Genomic DNA, 13630 nt, shown 5'->3' on the forward strand with positions numbered 1-13630 from the left:
ACGGATCGGGCTCAGACCGAGAAGGTGGCCGGCCGCTCGGCGGCCGGGGCCGGCGGGCGGGCCTTCCACAGGCCGATCTTCTGGGCGGCGAGCCGGCTCAGGTAGGCCGGGTTGAGGATGACGTAGCGGCGCCAGAGCCGCTTCGGCTCCAGACCGAGGCGCCAGAACCACTCAAGGCCGGCACGCTGCATCCACGGCGGGGGCTGGCGCAGCAGGCCGGCGTGGTAGTCGAAGGCCGCGCCGACCGCCATCAGCGGCATGTCGAGCAGCGGCCGCATGGCGTACGCGAAGACCTCCTGGCGCGGGCAGCCGAGCCCGACCAGCACCAACCGGGCACCACTGGACCGGATCCGGTCGGCGATCTCGGCGTCCTCACCGGGCTGGACGGCACGGAACTTGGACGGCTCCACCCCGGCGATCTTCAGCGCCGGGAACATCCGCTCCAGGGCCGGGATCAACCGGGCGAGGGTCTCCTCGGTCGAGCCGTACAGGTAGACCGGTAGCCCCTCGTCAGCGAAGCGCGACAGCACGTGCAGGGTCAGGGTCGGCCCGTACACCCGGTCGCTGAGCCCGGCGTGGTGCAGCAGGTTGAGCGCCCACCGCACCGGCTGCCCGTCCGGCGTGACCACGTCGAAGGAGTTGAGCCGCGCGTTGTGCGCAGGGTCGAGCACCCCGGTCATCACACCGTGCACGGCCAACGCGGTCAGCGCGAGGGGACGCCGCTCGTGTGCCGCGGTCACCACCGCGTCGGTCGCTGTGGCGTAGTCGGTGGCGTCGACCAGGACGCCGAGCACGTTGCGCTTCGTCCGGGCACTCATGGCTGGGCCACCCACTTGTCCACGTTGGCCTCGTAGATTTCCCGCAGGATCATCGGCACGTCGTAAGTGATCTCCCAGTCCGGATACTGCGCCTCGAACCGGGCCATGCTGCTCACGTACCACTGGTGGTCGCCGGTGCGGTTCTGCTCGACGTAGTTGATCCGCGCCTCCTGGCCGGTGATCTCCTCGGCGATCCGGAACGCCTCGATGTGCGAGGTGTTGGAGTGCCGGCCGCCACCGAGGTTGTAGACCTCCGCGGATCGCGGGGAGCGGAAGAACGCCTCGAACGCGGTCAGCACGTCGTGTGAGTGGATCGCGTCCCGGACCATCTTGCCCTTGTAGCCGAAGAGGTTGTACGTCCGGCCCTCCATGACGCAGCGCATCAGATAGGCCAGGAACCCGTGCAGCTCGGCTGCGGAGTGCGCCGGGCCGGTCAGCGTGCCGCCCCGGAAGCAGGCGGTCTTCATGTCGAAGTAGCGCCCGTACTCCTGGACCATCACGTCCGCGGCGACCTTGGAGGCGCCGAAGACCGAGTGCAGCGAGTGGTCGATCGACATCTCTTCGGTGATGCCCTGGTACCAGCGGTGGTCCTCGGGCAGCTCGTACCGGGTCTCCAGCTCGATGAGCGGCAGGCTGTTGGGCCGGTCGCCGTACACCTTGTTGGTCGAGCAGTGGATGAACGGCGCGTCGATCGCGTGCCGGCGGGTGTTCTCCAGGATGTTGAGCGTGCCGCCGGCGTTCACGTCGAAGTCCGTGTACGGCTCTTTGGCTGCCCAGTCATGGCTCGGCTGGGCAGCGCTGTGGATCACCACGGCGATGTCCGAGCCGTACTTCTTGAACACCTGCTCCAGGCCGTCCCGGTCCCGGATGTCCACCGCGAAGTGGGTATACGCGTTACCCAGGTCACGGCCGAGCCGTTCCAGGCTCCACGAGGTGGAGCCGTCCTCGCCGAAGAAGTACCGGCGCATGTCGTTGTCGATGCCGACGACATCCAGACCGAGGCCGGCGAAATGCCGGACCGCCTCGGAGCCGATCAGACCACCCGACCCTGTCACCAACGCGACACTCACACGCCACTCCTGGTCCATCGGAGGCAGAATCCATCGGAGCATAGCGTGACGTCCAGCACGCCCCGATATGACGGAAGGGCCCCGCATAAAGCGGAGCCCTCGTCGTTGGTGGGGATGGGGGGAGTTGAACCCCCACGCCCTTTCGGGCACACGGACCTGAACCGTGCGCGTCTGCCATTCCGCCACATCCCCGTGGCACAACCCGGAACACTCTAGCCGCCCGGCCCCCGCTGTCTCCAACGGGCCTCGGGAATACTACGCTGTCCCTGGCGCTCGCCACGAGCGATTACCGTTCGTGGCGGACGAAAGATTAGCACGACAGTCGCGGCCCTTCCGAACGGGTCGAGAGCAGCCGGCCGAGCGGCGTGTGAGCTGCGCGCGCGCCGGCCGGATACCATCATGTCCTCGGGACCCGAGGAGGAGCCGGTGAGCGTGCTGCAACGCTTCGAGAAGCGTCTGGAAGGCCTGGTCGAAGGGGCCTTTGCCAAGGTCTTCAAAGGGGTGGTCCACCCCGTGGAGATCCTCAACGCCATGCAGCGGGAGGCCGAGGCGCACAAGGCGATCCTGGCCGGTGGGCGCACGTTGGTGCCCAACCGCTACGTGATCGATCTCTCGCCGTTCGACCACAGTCGGCTGGCGCCGTACGCCGCCGCGCTGGCCCAGGAGTTGGCCCAGTCGCAGGCGGAGTTCATCGGCGAGCAGGCGTGGACGGTCTACGGCGACGTGATCGTCGAGATCGAGCGAGGCGAGGGTCTGGACACGGGCATGTTCCGTGTCACGGCCGAGGTCTACACCGGTGGCGAGGTCGCCCCGGTGTCGGCGCCCGGCTACGACGCCGGCCCGCCCGCCTACCCCGCGTACGACCAGGGCGGTGGCTACGGCCCGCCGCCCGGGCACGGTGGCGGTCGCAACGTGCGGCTGGTCTCCGGCGACGGGCGCACCTACCCCCTCCAGATGGGGTCGACGGTGATCGGTCGCGGCGACCAGGCCAACCTGCGTCTGCCCGACGTCGGCATCTCCCGGCGACACGCCCGGCTGGATTTCGACGGCGGCCAGGTCGTGTTGACCGACCTGGGTTCGACCAACGGCACCATGGTGAACGGGCAGCGGGTCTCCGCCGTCGCGCTCAACCCCGGTGACATGGTCCAGCTCGGGACGACGACGCTGACCTTCCGCGTGGACGGCTGACCCGCCTTGCCGGAACTGGTCATCACCGTTGCCCGGTTCGGGTTCCTGATCCTGCTGTGGATCTTCGTGTTCACGGTGGTCGGTGTGATCCGCAGGGACCTCTTCGCGGGCGCCCGGTCCGGTCGTCTGGTGGCCGCGCCGCGCGCCGTGGGCGCCTCGACGGGGCAGGCGGCCAAGCCAGCGAAGGTGAAACGGGGCAGAGCGGCGCATCAACTGGTGGTGACGGCCGGTCAGTTGGCCGGCACCAAAATCACTCTCGGTGAAGCGCAGATCACCATCGGTCGGGCTGAGGACTCCACCCTGGTCATCACCGACGACTACGCCTCCGCGCGACACGCCCGGCTCGTGCCGCGTGAAGGGCAGTGGTACGTCGAGGACCTCGGCTCGACTAACGGCACGTACCTCGATCGCGCTAAGGTCTCCGGACCAACCCCCGTCCCCCTCGGCGTGCCGATCCGGATCGGCCGCACTTCCCTCGAATTACGGCCATGACTCTGACCCTGCGCTATGCGGCCCACAGCGACCGCGGTCTGATCCGAGACGGCAATCAAGACTCCGTCTACGCCGGGCCGCGGTTACTCGCCGTTGCCGACGGCATGGGCGGTATGGCCGCCGGTGACGTCGCCAGCAACATCGTCATCGGTGCCATGGCGCCGCTCGACGAGGACGTCCCGGGGGACGCTCTCGTCGATGCGTTGCGTTCGGCCGTGGGCACCGCCAACCAACAACTCCGCGACACGGTGGACGCCAACCCACAGCTGGAGGGGATGGGCACCACGCTGACGGCGACCCTCTTCACCGGCAGCAAGCTGGGGATGGTCCACATTGGCGACTCGCGGGCCTACCTGCTGCGCAATGGCGAGTTCGCGCAGATCACCAAGGACGACACCTACGTCCAGATGCTGGTCGACGAAGGCCGGATCAGCGCCGAGGAGGCGAGCAGTCACCCGCAGCGGTCGCTGCTCACCCGCGCCCTCGACGGTCGGGACATCGACCCGGAATACTCGGTCCGCCAGGTCATGCCCGGCGACCGGTACCTGATCTGCAGCGACGGCCTCTCGGGCGTGGTCAGCGCCGAAACCATCGGCGAGACCCTGCGGGAGTACACCGACCCGCAGCAGTGCGTCGAACGGCTGGTGCAGCTCGCGCTGCGCGGCGGTGGGCCGGACAACATCACGGTGATCATCGCCGACGCAACGGACCAGGACATCGTCGAGGCGACCCCGATCGTGGGCGGCGCCGCCGCCCGGGACCGGGGCATGGCGACCTCCGCCGACGACTCGACTCCAGCCGCCCGAGCCTCGGCGCTCTCCGCGCCGCGTCCGGCCGCGCCCGAGGAGCCGGCGGTCTCCGACGATGACGCCGACCGGCCCAAGCGACGCCCGGTCCGGACCGCCGCCATGGCGCTGGCCCTGCTGGTGATCGTCGGCGGTGCGGCGTTCGGTGGTTGGACCTACACCCAGCGGCAGTACTACGTGGGAGCCACCGAAGAGGGCCAGGTTGCCGTCTTCCGCGGTGTCCAGGGTCAGATCGCCGGGATGGACCTGTCCAGCGTGCACCGCCGCAGCGGCACCCGCCTGGACGACCTCACGGTCGCCGCACAGGACACCGTCAAGGTCGGCATCAGGGCCAAGAGTGAGCCGGACGCCGAGCGTCAGCTCGCCGAGCTGACCAGCGACACGCCGAGCAACCCCAACCTGAAGCCGCTCTGCCCGCTCGACCCGACCGCGGCCGGGGTCAACACGCCGACGCCGACGCCGACCCCGGTCGGTTCGACGCCGACCCCGAACGGCAGCCCGAGCGCCAACGCGTCGCCGACCCCCAACGGGGTCGTCAGCGCAAGCCCGACCGCCGGTGCCACCACCGCTCTCGGTGGGGCCGGCGCGACCACCACACCCGACGTCACGCCCTCCGACTCGGCCACGCCGGCGCTCGACCCGGCCGGCTGCCGGTCTCCTGAGTGAGCGTCGGCTGAGATCCTGAGGACCCCACCCGTGACCGTAGCGGCCACACCGGCACCCTCGCCCGCCACCGCGGGCGAGCAATCCGGCGTACGCCTGGCGCGGTCGCGCCGCAACGCCGAGCTGTACCTGCTGTTGCTCGCGATGGTGCTGGTGGCCGCGTACGGGGCGACCGTCGAGGCGAACCTGCTGGACACGGTCACCCCGGACTTCTGGATGCCGGCCGCCGCGCTCGGCGCGGTCTTCCTCGGCCTGCACCTGGTCATCCGGTTCCTCGCCCCGTTCGCCGACCCGGCGCTGCTGCCGGCGGTGGCCCTGCTCAACGGGCTCGGGGTGGGCTTCCTGCGCCGGATCGACCTGGGCGACGCCCCGGTGGCCGAGCGGGAGAGCCTGGCCGTCTTCGCGGGGCAGGGCGGGCGTCAGCTGGCCTGGACGCTCGGTGCGGTGATCCTCGCCGCCGCCCTGCTCGCGATCATGCGCGACCACCGGTCGATCTCGCGGTACGCGTACACCCTGGGGCTGGCCGGCATCGTGCTGGTGATGATTCCGGCGGTGCTGCCGTCGAGCATCTCCGAGATCAACGGCGCGAAGCTGTGGGTCCGGGTCGGCAGCTTCTCCATCCAGCCGGGTGAGTTCGCCAAGCTGGCGCTGCTGGTCTTCTTCGCCTACTACCTGGTGCGCAAGCGTGAGGTGCTGTCGCTGGCCAGCCGGCGCTTCCTCGGCATCGACTTCCCGCGCGGCCGCGACCTCGGGCCGGTGGTCGGCGTCTGGCTGATCAGCGTCCTGGTGCTGGTCTTCGAGAAGGACCTGGGCACCTCGCTGCTCTACTTCGGCATGTTCGTGGTGACGCTCTACATCGCCACCGAACGGGTCAGCTGGCTGCTGATCGGCCTGGTCCTCTTCTTCGGCGGCGCGTACCTCGCCTACGTCCTCGGCTCGACGGTCGGCGGGCCGTTCGCCAACTTCTACGTGCGGGCGGAGATCTGGCTCGACCCGTTCGCCGACCCGACCAACAAGGGCTACCAACTCGTGCAGGGCCTGCTCGCCCTGGGCACTGGCGGGCTTTTCGGTGCGGGGCCGGGCGGCGGCCAGCCGGAGATCCTGCCCGAGGTGCAGAACGACTTCATCTTCGCCGGCATCGGTGAGGAGATCGGCCTCTTCGGCCTGTCCGCGCTGCTGGTCGTCTACCTGCTCATCGTGGAGCGCGGGCTGCGCGCCGCGCTGGCGGTACGGGACTCGTTCGGCAAGCTGCTCGCCGGCGGTCTCGCGTTCACCCTCGGCCTCCAGGTCTTCGTGATCGTCGGTGGGATCAGCAAGCTCATCCCGCTGACCGGTCAGACCACCCCGTTCCTGTCCGCCGGCGGGTCGTCGCTGATGGCCAACTGGCTGCTCATCGCAGTGCTGCTGCGGGTCTCCGACGGCGCCCGTCGACCGGTGACCGGAGGAGGCGGCGGCAAGGCGGCTCGTCCCAGCGGCGGCCCGCCCGAGCAGCTGCACGGTGCTCCCACGGAGGTGATCAAGCCGTGAACGCACCCCTGCGCCGCGTTGGCGTCGTCGTCATGGTCCTGTTCGGTCTGCTCTTCGCCAACCTCAACTGGATCCAGGCCTACAAGGCGGACGAATACCGGACCAGCGACTACAACGGTCGGGTCCAGGTCGCCGAGTACGACCGCAAGCGCGGCAACATCGAGGCTGGCGGCACGGCCGTGGCCACGAGCAAGGAGACCACCGGCAACCTGAAGTTCCGGCGCACCTATCCCAGCGGCGCCAAGTACGCCCACGTGCTCGGCTACAAGCCGGTCAACCTGGCCGACCAGGGCATCGAGCAGGTGGAGAACGACTTCCTGGCCGGCACCAGCGACCAGCTGATCGGCGACCGGTTGAAGGACATGTTCACCGGCGACGACACCGGCGGCGGCAACGTGCTGCTCACACTCTCCAAGCGGGCCCAGGACGTGGCGTACGACCAGCTGCGCAACAACGAGGTGGGTGCGAAGCGGGGCGCGGCGATCGCCATCGACCCGCGCAGCGGTGCCATCCAGGCGCTGGTCTCCATGCCGAGCTTCGACCCGAACCCGCTGGCCAGCCACGACACCAACGAGGCAGCGGCGGCGTACAACAAGCTGGAGAAGGACCCGGCCGAACCGCTGAAGAACCGCGCGCTGGCCGAGACGCTGCCGCCGGGCTCCACCTTCAAGATCGTGGTGGCGGCGGCGGCGCTGGAGAATGGCGTCACCAAGTCCACCCAGATCCCGGCCGGTCCCAGCTACACCGCGCCGACCTCGGGCACTCCGATCCGCAACGCCGATCCGTCGATCTGCCCGACCCGGCAGGTCACCCTGCTGGAGGCGGTCACCGAGTCGTGCAACACCGGCTTCGCCCAGCTCGGCGTGCGGCTCGGCGCCGAGACTGTCAAGGAGAAGGCCCGGCAGTTCGGCTTTGAGCAGGAAGACCTGACCGTCGGCCAGCTCGGCGAGGGCGGCCTGCCCACGGCTGCCAGTCGGACCGGGACCATGCAGAACCAGGACGGCAGCACCGACCCGGCCGCACTGGCCCAGTCCTCGATCGGCCAGAACAACGTTCGGATGACGCCCCTCGAAGGCGCCATGATCGCCGGTTCGATCGCCAACAACGGCAGCCAGATGCGGCCGTACCTGGTGCGGCAGCTGCTCGCTCCCGACCGGACCACCAGCTACTACACTGCCGATGCGCGGAAGCTGCGCCAGCCCGTCGAGCCGCAGGTCGCCACCGACCTGCGCGAGATGATGGTCAGCGTGGTGCAGAACGGCACCGGGCGGAAGGCCGCGATCAACGGCTACACGGTCGGCGGCAAGACCGGCACCGCCCAGTCCGCCCCGGATCGGCCCGACCACGGCTGGTTCATCGGCTTCGCAATGGACAAGAACGGCAACCCGGTCTCCGCTGTCTGCGTCGTCCTGGAGCAGGCCGGCCCCGGCGGTAGCGGCGAGGCCGCTCGGATCGCCGGCCAGATCATGAAGGCCGCCATCGCCGACCCAGGGGGTCGCTGACATGCTCAGCCCCGGTGTGCGGCTCGGCAACCGCTACCGTCTCGACGAGCGGATCGCCAGCGGCGGCATGGGCGACGTCTGGCGCGGCACCGACCAGGTGCTCGGCCGGACGGTCGCGGTGAAGAGCCTGCTCCCCGCCCTGCTCGACGACCCGGACTTCGGTGAGCGGTTCCGCGGCGAGGCTCGCACCATGGCCACCATCAACCATCCCGGCGTGGTGGACGTCTACGACTTCGGCAACGACCAGCAGATCGCCTTCCTGGTCATGGAGTACGTCGAGGGTGACGCCCTGTCGTCCACGTTGAGCCGGGTCGGCCGGCTCACCCCGGCGCGGACGATGGCCCTCGTCGCGCAGGCCGCCGACGCGCTGCACGCCGCCCACGAGAAGGGCATCGTGCACCGCGACGTGAAGCCGGGCAACCTGCTGGTCCGGCCGAACGGCACGCTGGTGCTCACCGACTTCGGCATCGCCCGCTCCGACATGGTCGGCCAGCTCACCGCCGCCGGTTCGGTGCTCGGCACCGCCTCGTACATCTCACCGGAGCAGGCCACCGGCGGCGTGGCCACCCCGGCGTCCGACGTGTACGCCCTCGGCGTGGTCGCCTACCAGTGCCTGGCCGGTCGGCGGCCGTTCGAGGGCGACAACCCCCTCGACATCGCGATGCGGCACGTCCGGGAGACGCCCCGGCCACTGCCGGCCGACATCCCACCGCAGGTGCGCGCCCTTGTCGAACGGGCGTTGGCAAAGGACCCGGCCGCCCGCTGGCCGAGCGCCGCCGCACTCGCCGGGGTCGCCCGTCAGCTCAAGGCCGCGCTCTCCCAGCAGGCCCGGGCCGCCGGCAACTCCGGGCCGGTCTCCGCGGCGCCCGCCTCACCCGCCGCACCCGGCCGGGCCCAGGTGCCGCAGGCGCACCAGATGCGACCGCCGACTGCCCGCCCGCCGGTGGCCGGAGCGAGGCCGACCGCTGTCGCACCCGCCCAACAGCCACGCCCCACCGCCGTCGCGCCGGCCGTTCAGCCCGCCCGGCCGCAGGGCGCACCGAACGGCTACCCACGCGGTGCGGCAGCGGTGCCGTCCGGACCACCCCGGCAGGAACACCCGCCGGCGTACGTCCGGCAGGCCGGCCCGGCGACGCCGTCACCCCAGCCCCAGCGGTCCCGGCCTGGAATGGTGCTTCTCGCCATCCTGCTGGCCGTGCTGGTCCTGCTCTGCTCTGGCGTGATTTCCTACAACCTGCGGAAGCAGTCGCAGGCCGGTGTATCCGCCGGGCTGGCGCCGCGCACCGTGGCGTCCGGCGCGCTACGACTCGACGGGCGCGACGATCCGACCCGGACGTCGTACCGTCGAGAGGTACGACTCCAGCCGGACGACGGCGGGACGACGACGAGCGAAGGACGACAGACGCGATGACAGCGCAGGCCCGCCTGCTCGGTGGCAGGTACCAGGTCGGCGAGCTGCTCGGCTATGGCGGCATGGCCGAGGTGCACCGTGGTCGCGATCTCCGGCTCGGTCGGGACGTCGCGATCAAGATGCTCCGCACCGACCTCGCCCGGGACGCGACGTTCCAGATGCGGTTCCGTCGGGAGGCGCAGAACGCCGCGTCGCTCAACCACCCGGCCATCGTGGCGGTCTACGACACCGGCGAGGAGACCGCGCCGACCGGTGAGACGCTGCCGTTCATCGTCATGGAGTTCGTCAACGGACGGACCTTGAAGGAGGTCCTCGGCGCCGAGGGGCGACTGCAACCGCGCCGCGCGCTGGAGATCTGCGCCGACATGTGCGCCGCACTGGAGTTCAGCCACCGGCACGGCATCATCCACCGGGACATCAAGCCCGGCAACGTGATGCTCACCCAGACCGGCCAGGTCAAGGTGATGGACTTCGGCATCGCCCGGGCGCTGGCCAGCGGTGCGACCACCATGACCCAGACCAGTGCGGTCATCGGCACGGCGCAGTATCTCTCCCCGGAGCAGGCACGCGGCGAGGCCGTCGACGCGCGCTCCGACGTGTACGCGGCCGGCTGCGTGCTCTTCGAGCTGGTCTGCGGGCACCCGCCGTTCGTCGGGGACAGCCCGGTCAGCGTCGCGTACCAGCACGTACGGGAGACGCCGCCTACGCCGAGCGACATCAACCCGGACGTCACCCCGGCCGTCGACGCGATCGTGCTGAAGGCGCTGTCGAAGAACCCGCTGAACCGCTACCAGAGCGCTGGCGAGATGCGGGCCGACCTGCTCCGCGCCGCCGCCGGCCGGCCCGTGCTGGCCACCCCGGTGCTGCGCGAGGCGGAGACGGTGGCGATGGCCCCGGCCGGCGGTGGGGGCGGTTATCCGGCTTCGGGCCGTGGGCCGCAGACCGGGCAGATCCCGGCCCGGGTGGGCGACCCCCGTCAGCGCAAGGCGTCTTCCTGGCTGATCGCGATGTTCAGCGCGGTCGGCGTACTGGCGGTGATCGCCCTGGTCGCCGCCCTGCTCTGGGACCAGCAGAAGGACAATGACCTGAAGTCGGTGCCCACCCTCACCGGCAAGAGCCAGGTCGCCGCGATCACCGAGATCCGCGACGCCGGACTTTCCCCGCAGGTGCTCGACCCGAAGCTGGCGAGTGACTGCACGAAGGGCAACGTCGTCAATCAGAATCCGGCGGCGGGCACCAAGCTGAAGGAGAACGGCACTGTCACCATTCAGGTCTGTGGTGGCGTTCCCGAGGTGCGCGTTCCCGCCGGGCTCAAGGGCAGCAAGCAGGAGAGCGCCATCGCCCGGCTCACCGAGGCGAAGCTCAAGTACGAGGTCAAGACGGTGAACGACGAGGCGAGCCAGGACGAGGTTCTCAGCGTCGACCCGCCTGAGGGTGAGAGCGTTCCCGAAGGTACGCAGGTGAAGCTCACGGTCTCGAGGGGCAACATCCGCGAGGTGCCGGACGTCGTCGGGTTGAGCCAGGAGGAGGCCACCCGCGTCCTCCGGAACGACGGCTTCACTGTCGACGTGCAGAAGGGGCCGGAGGTTCCCGCCGACCAGGCGGGGAAGGTCACCGACCAGAGCCCGAACGGCAAGGAGAAGAAGCCCACCGGCACGAGGGTGATCATCAAGGTGAGTCAGCCCGAGCCGGAGACCGACCCGACGCCGACAATCACGCCGACGACCACGCCGACGGGCACGCCGACCACTCCCGGCAACGGGGGCGGCATCGGTCTGCCGTTCCCGCCCCCGCCGGGCCGACCCCAGGACTAGGCCACTGCGGGCATCGGCATGACCGAGGCGGCAGCGTCCCCGGTCGGGGCGGTACGGCGGTGGCCTCGACGCCTGCGCCGGCTGGCCGTCGCGGGCCTCGTCGTGCTGGTGCTCGCCAGTTCCCCGTGGCTGTGGACGACGCTCGCCGCACGCGGCCACCTGTACGCCGCCGCCGACGCGCCCGCCGCCGACGTGGTGATCGTGCTCGGCACCGAGGTGGCAGCCGACCGTCAGCGGCCGGGTGACCGTCTCGCCGGCCGCCTGGACACCGCCGCCGAACTGGTGACCAGCGGGCGGGCCACTGTCGTCCTGGTGTCGGGCGACGGTGGCGGCGCGTCCGGCGACGAGCCGGCGGTGATGACGACGTACCTCGCCGAGCGCGGTGTCGACAGGCGTCGGGTGGTGGCCGACCCGTTCGGCCTGGACACCTACGACAGCTGCGCGAGAGCGCGCGAGGTGTACGGCGTCGAGCGGGCCCTGATCGTCACCCAGTCGTACCACCTGTCCCGGGCGGTGACGCTGTGCCGGCAGCTGGGGCTCGACGTCGACGGAGTGACCGCCCGCTGCGACGGTTGCAGCGCTGCCCTGCTCGCCGAGAAGTCGGTTCGGGACTACTTCGCCAGTGGCAAGGCGGCCTGGGACGCGGTACGCGACCGACCGCCTGCGGTGCGCTCGCCTGCGAATCCGGCGGTCCAGAACGCGTTGCGTGGCTGAACAGTCCGGTGTGGGGTCCCGCGCCCGGTCAGCGGGTAGCGGGACTCGAGGGCCTGGCCTCAGGCAGGGGCGGAGGCGGCCGGGCGCGTGGTCGCCGTGCCGCTTGGCGTCGGCGGCACCGGCAGCCCGGGTGTTCGTTCACGGCCTCCGACTGATCACCCGTGGTGACTGGTGGTTGGCCTCGGTTCGATGACCGGCGGGTGCTCAACGGGGATCGTGTAAAAGATCCGGGCCGGGCCGGGGCGGCGTGGCGTGCCTGCCCGTTACGGATTGTGGCAGTCGACCTGTACCCGTTTCCGCAAGTGGGCTTTCAATGGCACATTCGACCGGATGCTTGCGGAACCTGCTACGACAAGACCGCGACCTCGTGCAAGGCTGCCGTCGCCATTGCCCCGCTACTGCAATGGTTGTGGACCTTTGAGGACATGGCCTGATGGTGTGCGCGAGGCCTCCTGGTTTGGATTCAACACCGTCGCTGAACCGTCTACCGGAGACCTCGCTACACCTCGATCTTCGACACTGACAAGTCACATCAGTTCAGACACTGCTGCCGACTTCAACACAGGCTGTATTCGGTTGCAACAAAGCTACGGCGAGGGGATGGCCCATTCTCGCAGGTGTCATCCGTAGTAGTTGACCCAGCTTGAACAGTAGTCGGGGCCAGTGACCGATTCGCAGACGCGATACCGGTATGGCGCATCGAGGTAGCGCACGGTGCCGCACCCGGCGGCCGAGCCGTTCCCGTCCCCGACCGTCTCGTTCTGCGCAGCGTCGGTCCAGTCGACCTCCACGTACACGCCATGCCCGTCGGCCTCGTTGTCGCACGCCGACACCTGGTGCAGGCCGTTGACAGGCGCAATGCAGCCCCTGTCATCTCCCTGTTGCACGCAGCTGCCGGCGGCTTGGGCAGCCCCGCCTCACAGGCCCATTCTCGCCGTGATGACGACGGGCTCTGAAGAATCGGCGTCTGCCTCAGGCGGTGGCGAAGGCCGCCCGACGACGGGCGTCGACCTCGGCGGCCAGCACGGGTGCCCGCTCCAGCGCCTCGGGGTGACCGCAACTGGCCAGCCAGTTGGCCAGCATCAGGTGACCGCCCTCGGTGAGCACCGACTCCGGGTGGAACTGCACGCCCTCGATGGGCAGCGTCCGGTGCCGCATCGCCATCACCACGCCGGAGCCGGTCCAGCCGGTGACCTCCAGCTCGTCGGGGAGAGTCTCGGGCAGCACGGCGAGCGAGTGGTACCGGGTGGCGGTGAACGGGTCGGGCAGACCGGCGAGTACGCCGACCGAGTGGTGTCGCACCTCGGAGGTCTTGCCGTGCAGCAGTTCGGGGGCGCGTGTCACGGTCGCCCCGAAGGCTTCGCCGATCGCCTGGTGGCCGAGGCAGACGCCGAAGATCGGCAGCTTGCCTGCGTACTCCCGGATGACGTCCAGGCAGATGCCGGCCCGGTCCGGGCTGCCCGGCCCGGGCGACAGCAGGATGCCGTCGGCGCCAACCGTGCCCACCTCGGCGACGTCAATCTCGTCGTTGCGGCGGACCTCGCAGTCCACGCCGAGCTGGCCCAGATACTGCACGAGGTTGAAGACGAAGGAGTCATAGTTGTCGATCACCAGGACGCGCATGG

Annotated in this window: 12 protein-coding genes and 1 tRNA gene; 8 read left to right on the top strand and 5 right to left on the bottom strand. The window is 70.1% G+C overall.

Annotation, left to right across the window (positions count from 1 at the left end):
• Positions 1-11 precede the first annotated feature (11 nt).
• The 3 genes from FB453_RS19000 to FB453_RS19010 form a co-directional block, all read right to left on the bottom strand.
• A complete protein-coding gene (locus FB453_RS19000) occupies positions 12-818 on the bottom strand; it encodes a WecB/TagA/CpsF family glycosyltransferase (RefSeq protein ID WP_145791990.1) in 807 nt (268 codons plus the stop codon).
• Positions 815-1930 carry an NAD-dependent epimerase/dehydratase family protein gene (locus tag FB453_RS19005; RefSeq protein ID WP_181518397.1) on the bottom strand — a complete coding sequence of 372 codons (1116 nt, stop codon included), beginning with the start codon at positions 1928-1930 and terminating at the stop codon, positions 815-817. The genes FB453_RS19000 and FB453_RS19005 overlap by 4 nt, the downstream gene beginning before the upstream one ends.
• Positions 1931-1994: 64 nt before the next feature.
• Positions 1995-2080, bottom strand: a tRNA-Leu gene (locus FB453_RS19010).
• Between the two features lie 207 nt (positions 2081-2287).
• Between FB453_RS19010 and FB453_RS19015 the strand changes: the two genes are divergently transcribed.
• From FB453_RS19015 to FB453_RS19050, 8 genes are read left to right on the top strand one after another with little or no spacing between them, the layout of a single operon-like run.
• Positions 2288-3076: an FHA domain-containing protein gene (locus FB453_RS19015; RefSeq protein WP_007454122.1), complete on the top strand. Its 789-nt coding sequence runs from the start codon at positions 2288-2290 to the stop codon at positions 3074-3076.
• Between the two features lie 6 nt (positions 3077-3082).
• Entirely contained in the window at positions 3083-3568 is a 486-nt protein-coding gene (locus tag FB453_RS19020) for an FHA domain-containing protein FhaB/FipA (RefSeq protein ID WP_030487599.1), read from the top strand.
• Positions 3565-5040 (top strand): protein phosphatase 2C domain-containing protein, encoded by a 1476-nt coding sequence (locus FB453_RS19025; protein WP_145791993.1) that lies wholly within the window; start codon positions 3565-3567, stop codon positions 5038-5040. Before FB453_RS19020 ends, FB453_RS19025 begins: the two co-directional genes overlap by 4 nt.
• 30 nt (positions 5041-5070) lie before the next feature.
• The gene (locus FB453_RS19030) at positions 5071-6564 is read left to right on the top strand and encodes an FtsW/RodA/SpoVE family cell cycle protein (protein WP_112601214.1); all 1494 of its coding nucleotides are present in this window, start codon (positions 5071-5073) and stop codon (positions 6562-6564) included.
• Positions 6561-8066: a peptidoglycan D,D-transpeptidase FtsI family protein gene (locus tag FB453_RS19035; RefSeq protein ID WP_145791995.1), complete on the top strand. Its 1506-nt coding sequence runs from the start codon at positions 6561-6563 to the stop codon at positions 8064-8066. Before FB453_RS19030 ends, FB453_RS19035 begins: the two co-directional genes overlap by 4 nt.
• Position 8067: 1 nt before the next feature.
• Positions 8068-9477, top strand: coding sequence for a serine/threonine protein kinase (locus FB453_RS19040; protein ID WP_145791997.1), 1410 nt, complete (start codon positions 8068-8070; stop codon positions 9475-9477).
• Complete coding sequence (pknB, locus tag FB453_RS19045; protein WP_145792000.1) at positions 9474-11291, top strand: Stk1 family PASTA domain-containing Ser/Thr kinase; 1818 nt, start codon at positions 9474-9476, stop codon at positions 11289-11291. The genes FB453_RS19040 and pknB overlap by 4 nt, the downstream gene beginning before the upstream one ends.
• A gap of 18 nt (positions 11292-11309) precedes the next feature.
• Complete coding sequence (locus FB453_RS19050; RefSeq protein WP_145792002.1) at positions 11310-12005, top strand: ElyC/SanA/YdcF family protein; 696 nt, start codon at positions 11310-11312, stop codon at positions 12003-12005.
• Positions 12006-12625: 620 nt separating this feature from the next.
• Here the strand turns inward: FB453_RS19050 and FB453_RS19055 are convergent.
• The gene (locus FB453_RS19055) at positions 12626-12892 is read right to left on the bottom strand and encodes a hypothetical protein (protein ID WP_145792005.1); all 267 of its coding nucleotides are present in this window, start codon (positions 12890-12892) and stop codon (positions 12626-12628) included.
• 85 nt (positions 12893-12977) lie between these two features.
• Positions 12978-13628, bottom strand: a complete 651-nt coding sequence (locus tag FB453_RS19060; protein ID WP_145792007.1) for an aminodeoxychorismate/anthranilate synthase component II — start codon at positions 13626-13628, stop codon at positions 12978-12980.
• Between the last annotated feature and the right edge of the window lie 2 nt (positions 13629-13630).

The organism is Micromonospora sp. CNZ322 (assembly GCF_007827755.1).